Here is a 19,009-nt window from a genome sequence, read left to right on the forward strand (position 1 = left end):
AGAACAACCGACACCCAGATGGAATCAATTCTGTTTCCGGATGGCGAGACGAACCACGCGAAAGGTGGCGAGCCCGATCAGCCGGAAACCCGAATCCCTTGACCTTGCAGCAAGTTCCCACCGGCAGAACGATCCCATCTGAATGTCCAATGCTCTATGACAGCAGTTCCTTGAAAATACCGTTCCCTGCCAAAAGTGTCTCGTGTGTTCCGTCCTCCACCAAACGACCCGAGTCGAAGACGACAACGCGATCGAACATCATCCCCATTGCCGGATTCGTCACGACCCACACAATTGCCGGCGAATGGCCGTCGCGTCTGGCTTCCTCGAGCACGTTTCGCAGCACCTTATCCTGCATGCGCTGGTCGAGCGCCGACAGCGGCCGGTTGAGAATGAGAAAATCGGGACGCTTGAGCAGGGCCCGGGCAACATCGAGCTTCTGTCGCTGTCCACCGGTCAACCGCCTGCCGCCGGCACCGACGTTGAAGTCCAGGCCGACATTCAAAAGTTCGGCATAAAGTCCCAGTTCGTCAAGAATGTCGTAGACGATGGAGCGTATGCGGTCCGGTGCGTCGGGATGGTTGTTGCCCACACGCCCGAACAGGACATTGTCCATGACGGTAGCCGCGGCAATGTATCTGGCAGGATCATACCGTTCGACCGCATTTTGCAGCTCGGACGGCAGGTTTTCATAGAACCGGTTGCGTGCAGCCACGATCTTGCTCATCAGCTCGTCGCTCAGCAGGCCGAAACGGTGCCGGGGCTCGATATAGGCAAAGCTCAAGGTGACGATCATGGCGCGGTCGTTCTCCGAAACCGCCTCGTAGGGACGGTTCTTGAGCCGTTGCAGCAAGGTTTCGTAGGCGGGTATCTCCTCGGCGCTCATGAAGGCGAGCTGCTGGAAGAACTGGTGATCGGGCGGCAGGTCGGCAAACAGCTCGATCGCCTGTTCGGCGATCTCCATGCCCATTTCGTAGAGCGTGCGGTCGAGGCCGGCTTGCCTCAGCACAGAAGCAAAATAGGAATTGGCCGCCAGGGCCCTGTCGGCCAATTCGGGGCCGGCGGCGGCGCCGAAAAGCAGGTTTTGGCCGATCGTTGCTTCCTTGTTGTAGGCGCCCGGTTCGAAAGGAACCACAAGTCCGCTCAGCCCTTCGTGTTCCAGCCGCGTTCGCAGCGCCGCACGCAGTTCGACGATCCGCCCGGCAAGCTCCGTGTGACGCGTGAGGTCGGCCGAAGAGCGCAAGCCAAGATCCAGGATATCGCGCGACAGAACAACCGCGTCGAGCACCCGGCGCACGGGTTCAATGAGGTCGTTCGGGCCGGTAGCGCCGGCGGAAGCATAGTTGATCCAGTCGCTGTGGATATCAAGATCCGGATTGCCCGACCGGCGCGCCTCGTGGATGTTCCAGCGGTTCTGGTCTGCCGCAGCACCATCGTAAGTCACTGATGTCAGCGGCGCATGCTTCAACCCGTAGAGCAGGTTATCGCGGAGGCTCGCCTGGAACAGGAAAACATCCGACGAGGCATAGGACATGCGCCGGCCGGTCACTGCTTCGGGGAGTTCAAGCAGGTCGTCGGCGCCCGAAGCCACCTTTCCGCTGTCCGGCCAATTCAGCCGCGCGAAGGCCTCTGCAAGCGCCTCCGCTCCGCCTGTTGCGGTACTGACCAGCGCCACCGTCTCACCAGGCTTGACCTGGAGGGAGATACGGTCGAGGAGCATTGCACCGCCATCGTCTGCTATGGACAGACTGATCGCCGACAGGGGGTTGGTCATCGGATCTGGATCGTCGATCGTCAATGCCCCGATTCGCGGCGCAATGAGACCCTCGACGGTGAACTGTTCAACGACCTGTTGATATTTGACCTGGACATCCTGCCGGTCCTGATCCCAGTCGATCAGTTCCTTCATCGGTCCGGGCAGGTCCTTGTAAGCGCCGATCACGGCCACGAGCTGGCCGACGTCCAGCCGCCCCTGGATAACCAGATACCCGCCGATCATGTAGAACAGAAACGGCGTGACCTGTGCGAGAAAATTGTTGAGGAACTTCACCATGAATTTCCATTGGTAAAGATCGAAGCGGATCTTAAAGATGAGCCCGAGCCGGGCAGCTATGTCGGCGCGCTCGTAGTTTGATGTATCGTGGACGTGAACCGCGCCGATGCCGTCGACGATTTCGCCAACGCGGCCCGAAAGCGCGCGCGCCGTCAACTGCCGTTTGCGCCCGAGCACGATCAGCCGCCGCCGCATTCGCGGGATGAGCACGATCTGGATCACCACGATCATGGCCGCTACCATTCCGAGCCAGAGGTTCTGGACCAGGATGAACAGCATGGCCGTCAGCGCCTGGCCGCCGAGCAGTACTGGCTGCAGGAAGGCATCGCCGATGAAGCCGCCCAGCGGCTCCACCTCGTCCTTCACCATGGTCGCCACTTCGGCGGATTTCACCCGCTTGAAGTAAAACGGCGGAAACCGCAGCACACGATCGACCAGTTCGAAGCGGATACGCCGCAGCATGCGTTCGCCGAGGCGGCCCTTGTAGGTGTTGATGTAGAGTTTGAACAGGCCGTTGATGACGACTAGCAAGAGGAACACAAGGCTCAGGGCAAACAGCGTCGACGTGCGGTCGAGCTGAAAACCGGAGAAGAACTGGACCTCTCCAATGAACGGCAGGTTATAGTGTAGCCTCATGAAGGGCTGGGTCGCGCCCGGTTGCTCGAAGCCCTTACCTTGGATCGGGCCGTTGACGATCAGCTTCGGCAGGTCGAAGGACATGAAATACGGGATCATCGAAAGCAAGACGATCATCAATATCCAGACCTGCTGCTTCTTGGTATGCGTCCAGATATAGCGGGCTAGGCTGGGTTCCATATGCGACTGAGGACCTTCAGTTGGAAGGATGGATGTAAAAGCACCTGCCGGGGGACGGCGTATCGGCGATTTCTTCGCCGCCAGCGACAAGTTCGAAACTGCAGTGCGCGGAGGCTGTCCTGCGATCAGCGATGGAAGGAACCTGCGAGGCGGCGCGATCCAGTTCCGGCGCAGGGTCGATGACAACGACATGGGCATTGTTCATCGGCGAAGAAAGCAGCCGGCCAAACGGATCGCGGCTTCCGTAGGGTTTTGACGAATAGCCGAGCAGCACGAGGCCGCAGCTGCGCCGCTGGTGCTGGCGGATGGACGCCGATGGTCCGAACAGATGCAACAGGCTCTCTCCGGCACCGGGCAATGGCGAAGCGGCTTGCGGCATAATCACGTCCGCGGATCAAACAGCCTTGCGGGAGGCAAGATTGCGTTGTGTCGCCCAAAATCCCAACATACAAGGCGAATATGATGGATGTCACGCAACCACGCAATGCCGGCATGGACCAGCACGAACAAGCCTTGGACCTCACGCGGGGAATTGCTGCCTATGTCAACCACCCTCTCGTCGCAGGGCTGGCGCGCGTCATCAGCAAGCATCCGAAGGCCGATATCGCCAACGCCTTCAACCACAAGCAGGTCGCCTGCAAGATGTGGGCGCTCGACAGGCTGTTCGAAAGCTGCGGCGGCCGGTTCGGGCGCATATGGGTTCTGGGTGGATGGTACGGCGTATTGCCGGCAATGCTTTTCAACGACGCCCGCTTCGACATCGCGGCGATCGATAGCATCGACATCGATCCCGAAGTCGCGCCGGTCGCCCGGACCCTCAACCGGGAAGCCGGCGACCGGTTCCGGGCGCTGACGGCAGATATGTACGCACTCGACTATGCGGCCGGGCGGTCCGACCTGATAGTCAACACGAGCTGCGAACACATAGCCGATCTGCGCGCCTGGCTTGCTCTGCTCCCCCGGGGCACGAATGTACTGCTGCAATCCAACGATTATTTCAGCGAGCCGACGCACATCAACTGCGTGGCTTCACTTGCAGCCTTCGAAGCAATGGCGGCGCTACGGGAGACGCGGTTTTCCGGCGAACTGCCGACAAAAAATTATACGCGCTTCATGCTGATTGGAACTGTTTAATGCATTCGGCGACTTCGCCGTAGCCTTCCGTCCGGAATTGCGTCAAAACAAAGAGATAGAGCGGTTCTGCGTTTCCGTGAAACGATGAACCGCTCTAGGATCCGTCGTCTGTTTGATCATGCCCTTTTCCGAAACCAGGCCCCATTTTTAGGAACCATGTTCGATACCTCTCGCGCAGGATTTGCGCCGAGTGACGCGCGCCTTCCAGATCGAGGCGATGCGCGGATGGCCTCGGTCTCACAAGCGCCTGTTCGATCGCTTGCGCCAAACCTTCAGGCGTTAGGTCCTTTTCCATCAGCACCGTTGCAAGACCGAGTTCTTCGAGCATCAGGGCGCGAACCGTTTGTTCGGTTTCCCCGCCGGCTGCAAATGGAACAAGCAGGGAGCGACAACCCGCGCGCAGGACATCGCAGACCGTGTTGTAACCCGCCTGCGAGACTGACAGGCGGGCGCCGGCTAGCAGGCTGGCGAAATCCTCGCGGAACCGAAAGATGGACAGGCCCGGCGTGGCATCGCGTGCGATCGCGTCAAACTCGTCTTTCGGCAGGTTTGGGCCGGTGATCAAACACCATGTCCAACCGTTGTTGGCATTCCGCGCCGCTGCGATGGCGGAGCTGACAAGGCTCTTTCCGGCAGCCCCGCCGCCAACCGACACCAGAACGTCGAAGCGCTCGGAGGCCGCGGGCGATGGCGGCGCGGCAACGAGCCCTGTGTAGGTGACCTCGGCCCTGATCGCCCCAGCCAGTGGAAATGTCTTGTCGATGGTTGCGAAAGCCGGATCGCCGTGGACCATAACAAGGTCGAAATGCCGGTTGATGAGATCGACCGTTTCCTCATTTCGGCCCGGCTTGACGCGCTCCTGAAGGATATCACGGACGGACGTCGCCAGCAGCGGTCTGGGCGACGTCGCGTCGATGGCCTCGATCAGCGGCAAGAGTTCGAAGCGCATCTGCCGGCGTCCAAATGGAAACGCCTCGACAACGACGATATCAGGCCTGCAATCCCGGTATGCCTGCAGCAGCATCTCTGAACGCCGTTTCTTGAAATCATCGTCGATGGGTTTGCCCTGCAGGTCGACAAGTCCGGAAAATCCTTCATCACCGGAGGTGACAGGTGGCAGGGTTACAGATTTTACCCCAAGTCCCGGAAACCCCGCCATCGGCGCTCCGCCGGTCACGACGGTTACGTCGAACCCGTCATCGACCAGAGCCGCCGCGATGCGGCTGGAGCGCGCGAGATGGCCGATACCGAGCAGGTGCTGGACATAGAGGAAGACGCGCTTCAATCGGCGGCCCGCCACTCGCGCTCGAACAGTTCCTTGAGCTGTCCAATGCTTGCCATATGATCGAAATTGCCGCGCACGCGCCGCTCTGCGGCGTCGCCGAGGCGGGCGCGCAGCACGGGATCACGGATCAGGCGCTCCAGCGCCTGTGCCAGGGCAATTGGGTTTTCCGTCGGAACCAGCAGCCCGGTTTCATCCGGCGATAAAAGCTCCGGCACGCCGGAAATATCGGTCGACACGCAGGCAAGCCGCTGGCTAGCCGCCTCCACCAGAACATTCGGCAGACCGTCCCGGTCGCCATTTGCGGTGATCCTGCAGGCCAGGGCGAAGATGTCGGCGCGGCGGTAGTGCTGAAGCACCTCCTCCTGCGCAAGCGCGCCTTTCCAGGAGACGCGACCATTCAGCCCGAGCTTTTGCGCAAGCGCCTTGAGCCGTTCTAGTTCCTCGCCGCTGCCGATATGCTCAAAACGCCACGCCAAATCGCCAGGCAAGAGGGCAAGGGCCTCCAGTAAGGTATCGTAACCTTTCTTTTGAACGGCGCGCCCGACACTCAGAACGATAACCGGTTCGTCCGGCGCCGAGCCGTCATGCTGTTTTCGCGCCTCGCCGAAACTGCCGAAGCGGTCAAGGTCGAGCCCATGATAGCTCAGATGCACAGACGAGTTGCCGTTGGAGAGTTCTTTCAGACGGTCGAAGCCGGTTTTCGTGCAAGTAACCGTCCAGCGCGCCGAGGCAAGCTTGCCAGCCAGATCCCAGTCCGCCGAAGTCCAGATGTCCTTGGCATGGGCTGAGCAGCTCCAGGGCAGGCTACGAAGCTGGCTGGCATAGCGCGTCACCGATGCCGGCGTATGTGCGAAATGTGCATGCAACCATCCCGCGCCTTCCGGCCATTCGGCCGCCAGCACAAGCGCTTGCCCGAAGCGGCGCACGCGATTGCGCGTAAAGTCGCGGGGGATATCGGTAGCCAGCGATCCGAGCGCGCGCCAGAAGCCCGGCCGCAGCAGATGAGCAAACAGCGAGCGAACCACGCGCAGCGGCTCTTCATGCAGATATTCCGGCAGATAGTGGACGGGCGCTTTGATCTCGTCATGCACGGGGTGGCGTTTTGCGTCGGTCGGCCGCCTGAGCGCGACGAGTATCAGCTCGAACCCCGCACGCTCCAGACCGAGCAGTTCCTGCGCGATGAAGGTTTCCGACAGCCGCGGATAGCCCTTCAGAACCACCACGATCTTGCGATGTTGCAACTCAATTCAGCCCTTCAATGACCGAAAGGTGATGGCCGGCCCGCCGGTCGAGCAGTTCCGCGACGATTTCGGAAATATGAGGCAGCCCTTCCAGCGTCAGATGCGGATTGCTCTGTGATGGGCGGGGCCGGTCCGGCAGTACCACCAGTGCATCGGCAAACCGCTGGGAATCCTTGGCTTCTTCCGGCAAAAGCATCTCGATGAGGCCGAGTTCGGCTGCGCGCCGAGCGCGGATCAGTTGTTCCTCACGCGGCTCGACGCGCGGCACGATCAGCGCCGGCTTGTCGAAAGATAGTATCTCGCAATAGGTGTTGTAGCCGCCCATCGCCACCACCGCCTTGGCGCCGGCAATCAGGTCTTCCATGCGGTTGTCGAACTCGATGATCTTGATGTAGGGGATCTTGGACCCCTTCCTGAGCAGCTTGTTGCGCTTGCGCGCCGGCATGTAAGGCCCAAGCACAATCAGCGCCCTATGCTGCAAGTGCGGATCCTGCTGATAGGCATCGATGACTTCGTGGATCAGTTCGGCGCCGTCACCGCCGCCACCGGTGGTAACGAGGATATAGTCGCCCTCGGGCCGGTGGCCGGGCAACTCGTTCCGCTGCAGGCTCCGTTGCAGGAAACCAACGAACCTCATCTTTGCCCTGACAGCCGGCGGCACGTCCAAGCCGGTTAACGGATCGTAAAAATCCGGCGGACCATAGGCCCAGACCTTGTCGTAGAACAGGCCTATCTTGCGCATCACATCCCTGCGTGCCCACTCTGCTTCGAGCAGGTGCGGCGCATCCATCACCTCGCGCAGGCCAAGCACGAGCGTGGTGCCCCGCGTCTTGAGGTAGGATAGCGTGTCCTCAATCTCGCCGCGCAGGCCGAGCGGTTCCTTGTCGACGATGAAGATATCCGGCCGGAAGGTCTCGGCTGTGTGGCGGATGATCGACTGGCGCATCCTTAGCGTCTCATGCAGATCGATATCCTTTTCCAGCGAGGTGTATTCGCCGTTGCGCAACTTTATGACGCTGGGGATCTTCACGAAGTCGACACGGGCGCGGTAGTCGAAGGCGCCAGCGATAGGCGCACCCGAAATGATAAGCACCTGCAGTCCGTGGAAATCCTCGACGAGCGAATGCGCGATCGTCCGGCAGCGCTGCAAGTGGCCGAGCCCGAACGTGTCGTGGCTGTACATGAGAATTCGAGCATCTTGTGCGTGCTGGGTCATTCTTGATCGTCTTTTAGAATTTTGCCTTGAGGACCGTAGGCGACCCCGCAGGCTTCGAAACCATCCTGGGTCTACCGACTTGTTTTGAAACATGAATGCGCAATTTTCAATTTCTATTGCCTAAGAAAGCCCGCAGATCGCCTCCGCATCCGCGAGTTCATATACTCCTATGCACACTGCGCCGACCGGCGCAATGCGAAAGGCCAGATCGCGCTCTTCACTCCAGACCGGCACTTCGAGGTGTACATGGGCGCGCCAAGATCCGAAGCCCTCCATGGATCTACGCTCGCTCGCTGGAATGCCGCCAAGCACCCGGCGCAACGGTCTAGCTCGGAACGATGAAGTCTTGCACCACAACATCGGTTTCTTCAAAGGTAGGGGGAACGACGGCCGTAGATGTCGTTGCTTGCAGATTTGACCGGAAGGTTACGCACGATGCCGCTCATGGTTCGAAGATTGGTAGCCAGGAATCCGGCGCGCTCGGCACGACGTCTCGGATATGCGACCGCGATGTTTGTCCTGATTGCAAGGCCGCTCGTCTTTGGAATCGCCCTCTTGTTGGCTGGTCCCGCACAGGCGCAGGCGCCGACCGTCCCTCCTGAAAAGGTCAAACAGCTATTCGAGCTTCTCGACGATCCGTCAGTCAAGGCCTGGGTGGCTGAACAACGAAATCAGGGCGCCGGATCGACGGGAGCGCCTGCCGATGCAGGAGCTTCGCCGGCCAACGCATCGTCCGATGCCGTGCCCGCACCTGGCCAGATGAATACGATGGCATCCTCGACGCTCGATCGGATCAAGCATCATATCGAAAGAATCGTGCGGACTTTGCCCTTGCTGCCAGGTCAGTTCGCACGCGTTCGGGCAGCGACCATGGACGATATGTCCAGCAAGGGGTCGGCCGGCGTGCTTTTGCTGATCGCGATATTCATCGCTGCCGGCGTGGCGCTCACCTGGGCAACGTACAGGCTCACCCGTCCGTTTCGTCTTTGGATCATCGCGCAGCCGAAGGATACGCCCATCGGGCGGGCAAAGAAGATTGGTGGCCGCACGCTTTACTCCAGCCTGCTGATCGTCTCGTTCGCGCTTGGCAGCGCCGGCGCGTTCATGTTGTTCGATTGGCCAATGCTTATCCGCGAGATCGTGCTGACATTTCTGATGGCTGCAGTCGTTACAGCTGGTGTGCGCATGTACCTCGCAGCCATGCTCGTCCCTTCCTTCATGCAGGTCGAGAACGCCGTCGAGGTTCGTGCTTTGCCGATCACCAACGAAACGGCTGACCATTGGTTCTATTGGATACCTCGGATCGTCGGCGTCTTCGCCTTCTTCGCCGCCGCGTTCATCCTCTTGCCGGGTCTCGGCATCGATCGGGATGGGATGATGGTCCTGTCGGTAGGCGCCGATTTCGTGCTGCTTGTGCTCTTATTGCTTGCCGTTTGGCGTCGGCCAAGAACCCAGCGGGAGGGTGCGAGCCAAAGCAGCGGTCACACGGCAGCGACATGGTTGTTGACGTCCTATTTCGCCGTTTTGTTCCTGCAGCGGATCGCCGGCCTTTATGTACTCTTCTGGTTTACCTTCGCCGCGTTCTTCCTGCCCTTGGCAATCGTGCTGGCGCAGCGCGGGGTCAACTTCGTCCTGCGGCCGGGCTCGGAAGAAGCTGGCCGGCCTACGATCCCGGCGGTGACGATCGCTGTTATCGATCGCGGAATCCGGATGATTTTCATCCTGGCGGCGGCTTATTTTCTCGCGCGTGCCTGGGGTCTGGACATGCAGTCCATGCAAGGCAGCGATACGACGACCACGCTCATACTGCGCGGCCTGATCAATGTCATCGTCATTGCGCTTGCCGCCGATTTCGGCTGGTCGATCATCAAAGCGTTGATCGAACGAAAGCTGGGCATCGAAACACCGCACGCGGTGATGGGCGACGAGGACGTGCCGATCATCGATCCGCAGCAGGCGCGGCTGCGCACGCTGTTGCCGATCATCCAGAACATTCTGCTGGCAGTGATCGTGGTGATGGCGGTGCTGATGATGCTCGCCTCGGTGGGCATCCAGATCGGCCCGCTGATCGCCGGCGCCGGCGTCGTTGGCGTCGCCGTGGGATTTGGGGCGCAAACCATCGTCAAGGACGTCATTTCCGGCGTGTTTTTCCTGCTCGATGATGCGTTTCGTGTCGGCGAATACATTACATCCGGCCGTTATGTGGGAACGGTGGAAAGCTTCTCGCTGCGCTCGGTGAAGCTTCGACACCATCGTGGGCCGCTGTTCACAATACCTTTCGGTGAACTCGGCGCAGTCCAGAACCAGAGCCGAGACTGGGTTACCGACAAATTCAACATCACCGTCGGCTATGACACCGATATCGACTTCGCTCGCAAGCTGATCAAGCGAATTGGCCTCGAGCTGGCGGAAGATCCCGAATTCAAGCACTGGGTGATCGAACCGATCAAAATGCAGGGCGTACAGGAGTTCGGCGAGTACGGCATCGTATTGAGGGTCAAGGTCACAACTAGACCGGGAGGCGCCTTCGGCATGAAAGGCAAATTCTATCTACGGATCCGCCAAGCCTTCAAAGAGCAGGGCATCGAACTCCCGTTCCCGACCGTTCAGGTCCAGGGGTTGCAGGGCCCACATGGGGCAGAGCATGCGCCGTTGGAGATCACACCCGCGTTGAAAATGGCCGTGGCGCAGTCGCACACCAACCGGCGCAGAAGAAAAGCCGGCACAACGGAGTAGGAAGCCGTCACGTCTGGCGGTCACAGCGCGGCTTTCTGCGGCATCCTGGACTGACTGTCGTACAGCAAAGGAATTCAATCCGTTCGCATCGCGCTGGTTTTTTAGTAGGCTGTCGCGTGGCAAGGTTGAGGATCCGGCGTGACGACAGTCAACGATCGTCTTCTCGAAAGCAAGATGACCAAGGTGGAGCAGGCGCGAGCCTGGAGTCCACGTGTCATCTCGAAATTCGAGACGCTGATCAGGAGTGCCGACGACCACTCGCTCTATCGCGTTAATCCGCTGGCCTTTGCTCGCGACCGCGCCATCGCCGAACCTGAAGCAATCGATCTCTTCCTTCATGCCGCCCGCTGTGGCTTGTTCGACATGAGTTGGGATGTGCTCTGTCCCCAGTCCGGGATGGTGCTCGATAGTTTCGGCGCCCTGCGGACGCTGAAGACCCATTACGTCTGTGGCCTGTGCGACGTATCGGGCGACACCGACCTCGACGACTTCATCAAGGTCACCTTCTCGATATCGCCGAAGTTACGGGGCCTGCCGCACCACGATCCCGCGTCGCTCTCGGTCGAGGATTATCACTGGAAGCTCCACTTCGGACCTGACGGGCGGCTACCGGGGCAAGACGTTCGCTTTCTTGACGTTCTGCGCGGCTTCGTTCGGGGCATGACGTTTCTGCCGCCCGGCACCACCACCACACTCCGCGCCGAGCTGGGACCGGGCTCCCTTGCGGGCGTCAACGTGCAGACGCAGGCCGCATTCGCTGTGCCGATATCGGGCGATCCGGTGTTGGCGCCGACATGTCTCAAAATCGATTATGACGGCAAACGCTTCTTGCCGGCATTGCCCGCTGTGCCGCCTGGTCCGATTGTCATTGAGGTAGCGAATAGAGGGCCGGTGCGTGGTTCGCTGCTCGTCATCAACTGGCCGCCCGAGCTTGTCGCGCTGACTGCCAAGCCGGCGCTCGATTTCGACCCTTATGTCTCCGGTGGAGCGCTGCTTGCGCGGCAAACCTTCCGCCAGCTCTTCCGGTCCGAACGTGTCAACGAAAAGGAGGGGCTCGGTATCCGGCAGATCACCTTCCTGTTCACCGACCTCAAGGGTTCGACCGCCATGTATGAGCGTCTGGGCGACCTCAACGCCTATGCTTTGGTCCGCGAGCATTTCGCTCTGGTCAACGCGGCGGTTCAGCAACATTGCGGAGCGGTGGTCAAGACGATTGGGGATGCGGTGATGGCTGCGTTCTCGCAGCCCTCGGATGCGATTTCGGCTGCACTCCACATCTTTGAAGAAATCGATCGCTTCAACGGCGACCATGACGGGCCGGGGATCATCCTCAAGATCGGCGCCCACTGTGGACCGTCGATCGCCGTGACGCTCAACGACAACCTCGACTATTTCGGCCAGACAGTGAATGTCGCCGCGCACGTGCAGTCCCTGGCAGAAGCCGGTCAGGTCTGCATTTCCGAAGCGCTCCATTCCGCGCCCGGGGTTAGCGAAATGCTTGCCGGCCATCGGGTCGTGGCGTTTGACGCGCCTCTTCGAGGTGTGGAGGGTGATGCAACTGTCTATCGCATTATGCGGGAATAGACGCGATTGCGTGCCAACTCCCTTTCGCTCGCGGGGAACCGGAGCTTATGGCGTCCGTCTGCTGAGCGCAGCTGATTGGATTGCCTCGAAGCACAGCAAATCAGCGGCGCAGCCGCCACATTCGCACACGACCTGTGCCACGCAATTCCGTTTCCCCGAGCGGGTCGCAAGCAAATTCCGGTCCGAGCAATTGGTGGGTTGCATCCGAAATACGGATTTCATCGGGCTCCGCAGCCTTTTGAATGCGCGCGGCGAGATTGACGGTGTCGCCCCACAGGTCATAGACAAACCGTCTTTTGCCTATGACGCCCGCCACGATCGGTCCGGAGTGAATTCCAATTCTCAATCCTAGCGGTTCGCCCGCGAAGTGCTCGCGCCTGGCCGCCTCCCGCAGCTCAAGCGCATAGTTCGCAAGGGCTTCCGCATGATCGGATCGCGCGGTGGGCAGGCCGGCGACCGCCATCACACAATCGCCGATGGTTTTGATCTTTTCGCAGCCGTATTGTTCCGAGAGCAGATCCGCCGCCTTGAAGAAGTAATTCAAGATAGCGAGCGTCGTCGTGGCCCCGACGCTGCGCGCTCTTTCCGTAAAACCGACGATGTCGGCAAAAAGCACACTGACCTCCGCGTGGCTGTCTGCAATTTGCTCGTCCGCTTTCAACCGCTCCGCGATCGACGCCGGAAGGATATTGAGGAGCAGGGATTCGGCGCGCCGGTATTCGCGCGACAAGCCCTCCTGGCTCTCCCTCAATGCCTCGTTCGTCGATTGCAGCTTCGCATTGAGTTGACGCTCCCTCTCCTGCAGGAGCGTCATTTCATAAGCCTTCTGTTGAAGTCGCTGCTGGTGGTCGCGTTCGGGAGTGGCGTCGAGAAAGACCAGCCACACCGAGCCGTTGTCGCCGAAGAGATGAAGGTCCGCGACATGCCCGCCGGGCAGTTCCATCATGGGCATATGGAATGGAAGCTCCGGGCAAGGCAGCAGCCCTTCCATGAATTCAAGCTGATCGGCGACAGGCTTGCCAATGCGAAGCGACGATAGTCCGTAATGCTCGAGGTTGCCGCCCTTCTCTTCTATGCATTGCCGGGCGTCGATTTTCAGATATGCGGCAGAGCGCTCATTGTAGAAGAAATCGTATATCCAGCTTCTGACTTCTTTCGGCACTCTGGACATGGTCTAATTGGCGACCATCGAAGCAAGCTGACGAAACGCATCGTCAACATGTTCGCCCGAAAGCGCGCTTGTTAGATAGATTTGCCACCCACGTTGCCTCAGTTCGTCGATCTCACCATCCGATATCGCCCACCGATCGGCCAGATCGGATTTGTTGAACAGCAATACGAACGGCATGGCGCCGAATTCGGCCTCGACCCGCTCGCGCAGCGTGAGCGCCACGGCGAGAGTAGCGGGCCGGGTTCCGTCGACGACAAGCACGAGCCCGGTCGCACCTCGCACGTAGCTGACGCGGAATGAGCCGATGTCGTCTTCGCCGGCCAGATCCCACAAAATCAGATCCACGGTTTTGTCCGGGAACGCGACACTCTTCTTGTCGATTTTCACGCCCACCGTGGTCAGGTAGTTTTCCGAGAAGATGCTTTGCACGAACCTGCGTACCAGGCTCGTCTTGCCGACAGCGAACCCGCCCAACATGCAGATCTTTTTTTGCAGCATCCTGGGCTCCGCACTACTCCAGATTCACCGTAACCGAAACCCGGCGATTGGTGGAGTTCCCAGTTCGACTATTTTCATTTTCGGGCACCGCCGGCTCAAAGGTGCCGGCGCCCCGAACCAGCAGCAGTTCCGGAGCGACGCCGCGCTTGTTGAGAAGCGCGCGAACTGTCTCGGCGCGGGCGGCGCTGATCGATGCGTTGGCCGTCTCACGGCCCGTTGTGTCCGAATGGCCGGTCAACATGAACCGCGCTGTCACGCCTGCCTTGCGGGCATTTTCGGCGAATTCCTTCAACTGATCAGCCAATCTGTCGAGCACCGGCGTCTGCTCCGGTCCCGGGACAACTCTACCGGAAGAGAAGAAAATATCGGTCGTCTGGATGGCCTCTCTCAAATGATTAAGTTCTGCAAGGTTCAGCTCGCGCAGCTGCGAGACATCCAGAACCACTCCGTCCGCCGAAAGTTGTTCGGCGGCGGCCTGCGCCCGGCTGATCCAGCCGGCAGGAGCCTCGCCCACGACAACGATGCGACCCTGGACGATCGAAAGCCGAACCGATTTCGGCGGGGACAGCGACGCCGTCAGGCGCTTCACCACGAACTTCGGATCAAGACTCTGATAGAATTGCCACTGTGAATGAACGCGGGCAGGATCAACCTCCGTTCCGGACAGCAGAGCTTGCGGGTCGGCGGCAAGAGGGTCTCTCAGACCGGAAATGTAGAAATGTCCGCCCCTTGCCGTTTGTTGAGCGACGATGATTCCCGGTTGGGCCTCAAGTCGCGACACATAATACTGCCAATGCTCCGCCGCGCGTGCATCGGGGCTCACATCACGAACCTTGGAGATGTCGAACTCCGGTCCGCCTACTGAAAGCTGTCGAGCCGCTGCGCGCGCCCGATCTATCCAGGTGTCTGGAGCCTCACCCTCGGCAACGATGCGGTCATTGACGATCGAAAGTCGTACTGTATCCAGCGGATACAGCGACGCCGTCAGCCGCTTCAACACGAACTCCGGCTCAAGACTCTGATAGAATTGCCAGCTTGCATGAACGCGCGCGGGCTCGACCTCCGTTCCCGATAACAGCGACTGCGGGTCGGCGGCGAGTGGGTCTCTCAGGCCGGTAATATAGAATTGGCCATCGCGCACATTCTGTTGGGCGACGATGATGCCGGGCTGGGTCTCCAGTCGCGACACATAGGCCTGCCAGCGCTCCTCGGGGCTCACGTCACGGACCCCGGAGATGTCGAAGACCGGTCCGCCTGCCGAAAGCTGCTGGGCGGCAGCCCGCGCCCGGCTGATCCACGCGGTGGTGGCCTCACCCGCGGCAATGATGCGACCATCGACGACTGAAAGCCGTACCGAATCCGGCGGCGTCAGCGCCGCCGTCAGCCGCTTCAACACAAACTCCGGCTCGAGGCTCTGATAGAATTGCCAGTTTGAATGAACGCGAGCGGGATCGACCTCTGTCCCGGACAACAGCGACTGCGGGTCGGTGGCGAGCGGGTCTCTCAGTCCGGCAATATAGAACTGGCCGCCACGCATCTTTTGTTCGGAAACGACGATGCCCGGTTGGGTCTCCAGTCGCGACAGATAGGCTTGCCAGCGCTGTCCTGATTGCCAGGAAAGAAAGAACCAAACGCCTGCCGCAATCAAAACCAGCAGGGCTGCCGTCACCACCAGCCACGGAAATCCCTCTTTTGAATCCGCATGCTGCAGTTCGACGCAGGTCTGCAACTGCGTCTCCACGCCGGGTAACTGCGACGTGTCGCCGTCAAATCGCTCCAAAGCCTGCGAGGATTCATCATGGATGCGAAGCAATACGTCGCGAATTACTTCATGCAGTTCCTCCGGCGGATTTCCCCGGATCACCGCAACCAGGGTCGCGAACGGTCCGACTTCCGACCAGAGGCGAAGCTCCCCGAACCGGATGGTGTCCAGGCCGCTGTTTTCTTTCTCGTTGAATGAGTCCTTCACAAAATCCTGGATTGCGCTGAGCATCGAGGAAATCAGTTGAGGGTCTTCGCTGGTCGCATTTTCGGCGGTTACATGCGCAATCAAAAGCCCGGAACTGCGGCTGATGAGAAAGACATGCTCCACGCGATAGACAAGAGAATGATTGAGAACGACTTCGGAGAAGCTTGTTCCTGTTCTCCAGGCCTCAAATCTCCACTTGAGTCCATGCCATGTAAATATATGCCTTAAAGATTCATTCAGCGACTGAAAGGTCTGGTCGATTTTTTCGCCGATCGACTTGCGAATAGCCGGCAGAAACACCGGGTATAATATATCCGTCAGCGTGTGTGGGTTCTTCTGGATGGACCGTTGCGCGGCCCTTTCGACGGCCGGCGCGAGGGCCTCGCCGAGTTGCGCATAAGACGCGCGCGCGGTCGCGTCGGGCAGAACGTTCCCCACAGCAGCCGCAAGCTGCTCGGGTTCGTCGAGCAGGTGCGTAACGCGTGAAAGTTCCGAGATCTCGCCGCCGACAAGCAGTTGGCGAAGCGCTTCCAGCCGATGATCGGCGGCTGGAATTCCTTCGTAAAGCGCACGGTTGTCCGGATCGACGTTCCGGGCAATTTCCACCAAAAGGCGAGCCAGAGCCTCGCGATCAATTCCGGTATCGTTCGAAGCTGGACTTTGGGGAAGGCTGATTGGTTCGACGCTCGACGTCAAGTTCCGATCAACTCACTTTCCAGCCACGCTCCGAATTGCCCTTGCTGCCGACGGGATCCTGATTGAGACATTTCGCGACCTCGACAAACAGGCCGGCCAAAAGATTTCGGTCGGTCTTGACGTTGCTGAGGTCGGAAAAGATCTTCTCCATCAGCAATTGAGCGCTTTCATTCTTTTGCTTGATTTCCTCGCGCAGCAAATGGTCGCTTCTGTTCATGCGATCCGCTATTTCGCGCTCGAGCTCGCTCAATTGATCAGACAAAGCGCGCACCTGCTTTTCAAGCGCCTGATTCTGATCGCGAAGATTGCGGTCGATCTCCTTGTCGGCCTCGGCTCGCGCATCTTTTTCGTTCCGCAACTGCGTCGCCAGCGAGTCAACCTGCTTCTTCGCATTCGACTCGTAGGTTTCAAGATTGCGCTTGGCTTCGGATTCGACATCCTTGAAGCGTTGCAGGAACCGCTCTTCAAGCTTGGAAAAGCGGCGGTCATAGTCCTGCATCTGATTGCCGAACAACAGATCGCGTATCTTGTCGACACCGGGAGCGTCACCGCCGGCCCCGCTCTCGCGCGCTTGTGAGGCCATAAAGTTCAGCCCGTTTCCCTCTGGATTACCTATCAGATTTGCGTCCGCTTTATTTGCTGAAGAAGCGGCATTCGAAGATTCCTTCGCCATCCCTGTGCCCCAATTGCCCACTGTAACATTAGGAAATGTTAAATTATGTCAGACAAATACCAGGCCCGCAAGCTGGAATCCTGTTGGCTCCGGCCGATTCGTGCGTCCCTTGTTCGTCTCTTGGACCCGCAACAAATGAACGGGTTCCGATTGGTGTCGCTCTTGGTACCGCTATGTGATAGCGGCCCGCCAATCCAATCGACCATTGGACGCAATCTGCCATCGAAAGGAGTAACAAAATGTCAGGCTATAGCTACTGGAGCACAAACTAGGTTGCGCAGGCTCCTTAGATGGATCGCAATGGGCTGATCTGGCGGTGCACATACCGCAGGCCGTGCTGTGGCGCGTCAAAAACACCCTCTGCGAGACCCTGTGTCGAGCCAATCGGATTGGTCGCTGTGCAAGCGCGGCGCCCGTAGACGAACGCACGGCTGCCTAGCCGAACCAGTCGTGGAAGTGGCAAAATTGATGACGCTTATGAGGCGGCGGGGTATTTCCTCTCCAATCGTTCCTGCTGCGGTGTTTGCGCGTAGAGTTCGCGGTAGCATTTGGAAAAATGCGACGCCGAAACGAAGCCGCACGCGGTGGCCACCTCGACTATGGGCACTGATGACGCGATCAGCATATGCCGTGCGCGCTCAAGGCGTATCTCCAAATAATAGCGGGCGGGGGAGCGCCCCATCTCATCGCGGAAAAGACGCTCGATCTGCCGTCGCGACAGTCCGACTTGCTTGGCAATATCGCCTATCGATATTGGTTCGGACGGATTGGCGTCCATAAGTTCGATGATGGTCAGCACTTTTGAATTCTGAATGCCGAGCCGCGCGCGCAAAGGAAGCCGCTGGCCATCGCTTGCGCTGCGCACTCGATCGGTCAGCACCTGCTCACATACGCGACTGACCAGAGATTCGTCGAAATCATCGTCGATCAGCTTCAACATCATGTCGAGAGCGGCCGTGCCGCCGGCGCATGTGTAGATGTCATGATCGAACTCAAAGAGGTCGGCAAACACATGCGCATTCGGAAATGCCTCGGCGAAGCCTGGCAGGTTTTCCCAATGGATGGCGCAGCGTTTGCCGGAGAGCAACCCGGCAGCCGCCAGCACATGCGCGCCGGTGCAGAGGCCGCCGATCGCAACGCCGCGACTATGTTCCTCGCGCAACCAGGCAAAGGCCGACTTGTTCGAATAGCGCTCGATGTTGATGCCGGTGCAGACGATGACCATCGATGGCCTGTCGGGGCCTGCCATCATACGCCGCTCGTCCTGCAACGACGTGTTCACCGCACACAACACGCCGCTCGAAGCGGGCACGGGCCGCCCGTCGATACTGGCCAGCCGCCACTTATAGGCTTCGTAACCGAGCATCCGGTTGGCGATGCGGATCGGCTCCAGCGCAGTCGCAAAGGCGACCATGGTGAAATCCGGCACCAGAAAGAAGACGAGCGAGCGCTTGATCGGATGTTCAGACATATTCACTGTCACTAACGTCCGTGTCGCGAGATGGATGTCGCGAATGCGCCATCGACGACAGTATTTTCTTTGCTTGTCAGCATCTTGTGGACCCCGTCGCGGCGGCCCGATGATGGACGCGACCTGCCACCTGTCAAATGTCTGCTGCTGCCCGGTGTCACGCTGCCCACCAAAGGAGCAGACGACATCGGCCTAGCCGGATACGAGGTGACCGCAGCTATGTCTTGGGACTGTAGGCACGGGCCGGCAACTTGCCGAAGAGGGGACTCCCAGGGCGGACCGCCACTTTCCAAGCTCGCCAAAGCGCCCATTGACTCGTATGGTCTGGCGAACCCAATGACCAAGATGAGGACTAGTTGCCACGCGAGCGGTGTCTCTGTTGTCCAACAAAAAGGGTCAATGAATGCATTTGACCATAAGGGTATGAGCGCGGCTGGTTTGGGCCGAAGAACGAACCCGCTGCGCG

At 59.5% G+C, this 19,009-nt stretch carries 13 protein-coding genes; 3 read left to right on the forward strand and 10 right to left on the reverse strand.

The features are described from left to right. Positions 1-154: 154 nt before the first annotated feature. Positions 155-2,869 carry an ABC transporter transmembrane domain-containing protein gene (locus DH10_RS28570; protein WP_192250721.1) on the reverse strand — a complete coding sequence of 905 codons (2,715 nt, stop codon included), beginning with the start codon at positions 2,867-2,869 and terminating at the stop codon, positions 155-157. A 16-nt stretch (positions 2,870-2,885) separates the two neighbouring features. Continuing rightward, on the reverse strand, positions 2,886-3,143 hold the full coding sequence (locus tag DH10_RS28575) for a hypothetical protein (RefSeq protein ID WP_246811658.1): 258 nt from the start codon (positions 3,141-3,143) through the stop codon (positions 2,886-2,888). A gap of 188 nt (positions 3,144-3,331) precedes the next feature. Between DH10_RS28575 and DH10_RS28580 the strand changes: the two genes are divergently transcribed. Then, entirely contained in the window at positions 3,332-4,003 is a 672-nt protein-coding gene (locus DH10_RS28580; RefSeq protein WP_192250727.1) for a class I SAM-dependent methyltransferase, read from the forward strand. 94 nt (positions 4,004-4,097) lie between these two features. Here the strand turns inward: DH10_RS28580 and DH10_RS28585 are convergent, their stop codons facing one another. Genes DH10_RS28585 through DH10_RS28595 form a run of 3 tightly spaced genes read right to left on the reverse strand, consistent with a single transcriptional unit; the run spans position 4,098 to position 7,745 of the window. Next, on the reverse strand, positions 4,098-5,288 hold the full coding sequence (locus DH10_RS28585; RefSeq protein ID WP_210327864.1) for a glycosyltransferase family protein: 1,191 nt from the start codon (positions 5,286-5,288) through the stop codon (positions 4,098-4,100). Next, positions 5,285-6,529 (reverse strand): glycosyltransferase, encoded by a 1,245-nt coding sequence (locus DH10_RS28590; protein ID WP_192250733.1) that lies wholly within the window; start codon positions 6,527-6,529, stop codon positions 5,285-5,287. Before DH10_RS28590 ends, DH10_RS28585 begins: the two co-directional genes overlap by 4 nt. A gap of 1 nt (position 6,530) precedes the next feature. Then, positions 6,531-7,745: a glycosyltransferase family protein gene (locus DH10_RS28595; RefSeq protein WP_192250736.1), complete on the reverse strand. Its 1,215-nt coding sequence runs from the start codon at positions 7,743-7,745 to the stop codon at positions 6,531-6,533. Positions 7,746-8,255: 510 nt separating this feature from the next. Between DH10_RS28595 and DH10_RS28605 the strand changes: the two genes are divergently transcribed. Then, positions 8,256-10,481, forward strand: coding sequence for a mechanosensitive ion channel family protein (locus DH10_RS28605; protein ID WP_192250739.1), 2,226 nt, complete (start codon positions 8,256-8,258; stop codon positions 10,479-10,481). A 138-nt stretch (positions 10,482-10,619) separates the two neighbouring features. Next, positions 10,620-12,065 (forward strand): DUF5939 domain-containing protein, encoded by a 1,446-nt coding sequence (locus DH10_RS28610; RefSeq protein ID WP_192385594.1) that lies wholly within the window; start codon positions 10,620-10,622, stop codon positions 12,063-12,065. A gap of 100 nt (positions 12,066-12,165) precedes the next feature. Here the strand turns inward: DH10_RS28610 and DH10_RS28615 are convergent, their stop codons facing one another. The 5 genes from DH10_RS28615 to DH10_RS28635 form a co-directional block, all read right to left on the reverse strand. Continuing rightward, positions 12,166-13,236 carry an adenylate/guanylate cyclase domain-containing protein gene (locus DH10_RS28615; protein ID WP_192252075.1) on the reverse strand — a complete coding sequence of 357 codons (1,071 nt, stop codon included), beginning with the start codon at positions 13,234-13,236 and terminating at the stop codon, positions 12,166-12,168. Between the two features lie 3 nt (positions 13,237-13,239). Beyond that, entirely contained in the window at positions 13,240-13,734 is a 495-nt protein-coding gene (locus tag DH10_RS28620; RefSeq protein ID WP_192252076.1) for a Rab family GTPase, read from the reverse strand. 13 nt (positions 13,735-13,747) lie between these two features. Continuing rightward, positions 13,748-16,399 carry an OmpA family protein gene (locus tag DH10_RS28625; RefSeq protein WP_192385595.1) on the reverse strand — a complete coding sequence of 884 codons (2,652 nt, stop codon included), beginning with the start codon at positions 16,397-16,399 and terminating at the stop codon, positions 13,748-13,750. A gap of 7 nt (positions 16,400-16,406) precedes the next feature. Next, positions 16,407-17,072 (reverse strand): coiled-coil domain-containing protein, encoded by a 666-nt coding sequence (locus DH10_RS28630; protein WP_192252080.1) that lies wholly within the window; start codon positions 17,070-17,072, stop codon positions 16,407-16,409. Between the two features lie 475 nt (positions 17,073-17,547). Beyond that, the gene (locus tag DH10_RS28635; RefSeq protein WP_210327866.1) at positions 17,548-18,543 is read right to left on the reverse strand and encodes a GlxA family transcriptional regulator; all 996 of its coding nucleotides are present in this window, start codon (positions 18,541-18,543) and stop codon (positions 17,548-17,550) included. Positions 18,544-19,009: the final 466 nt, after the last annotated feature.

Origin of the sequence: Mesorhizobium silamurunense, assembly GCF_014843825.1 — a bacterium.
In the GTDB taxonomy this organism is placed as follows: domain Bacteria; phylum Pseudomonadota; class Alphaproteobacteria; order Rhizobiales; family Rhizobiaceae; genus Mesorhizobium; species Mesorhizobium silamurunense.

Coding starts and splice junctions, on each gene's coding strand:
- DH10_RS28570 (WP_192250721.1), bottom strand. CDS start 2,869: ATGGAACCCAGCCTAGCCCGCTATATCTGGACGCATACCAAGAAGCAG.
- DH10_RS28580 (WP_192250727.1), top strand. CDS start 3,332: ATGGATGTCACGCAACCACGCAATGCCGGCATGGACCAGCACGAACAA.
- DH10_RS28595 (WP_192250736.1), bottom strand. CDS start 7,745: ATGACCCAGCACGCACAAGATGCTCGAATTCTCATGTACAGCCACGAC.
- DH10_RS28605 (WP_192250739.1), top strand. CDS start 8,256: ATGTTTGTCCTGATTGCAAGGCCGCTCGTCTTTGGAATCGCCCTCTTG.
- DH10_RS28615 (WP_192252075.1), bottom strand. CDS start 13,236: ATGTCCAGAGTGCCGAAAGAAGTCAGAAGCTGGATATACGATTTCTTC.
- DH10_RS28620 (WP_192252076.1), bottom strand. CDS start 13,734: ATGCTGCAAAAAAAGATCTGCATGTTGGGCGGGTTCGCTGTCGGCAAG.
- DH10_RS28630 (WP_192252080.1), bottom strand. CDS start 17,072: ATGGCGAAGGAATCTTCGAATGCCGCTTCTTCAGCAAATAAAGCGGAC.
- DH10_RS28635 (WP_210327866.1), bottom strand. CDS start 18,543: ATGTCTGAACATCCGATCAAGCGCTCGCTCGTCTTCTTTCTGGTGCCG.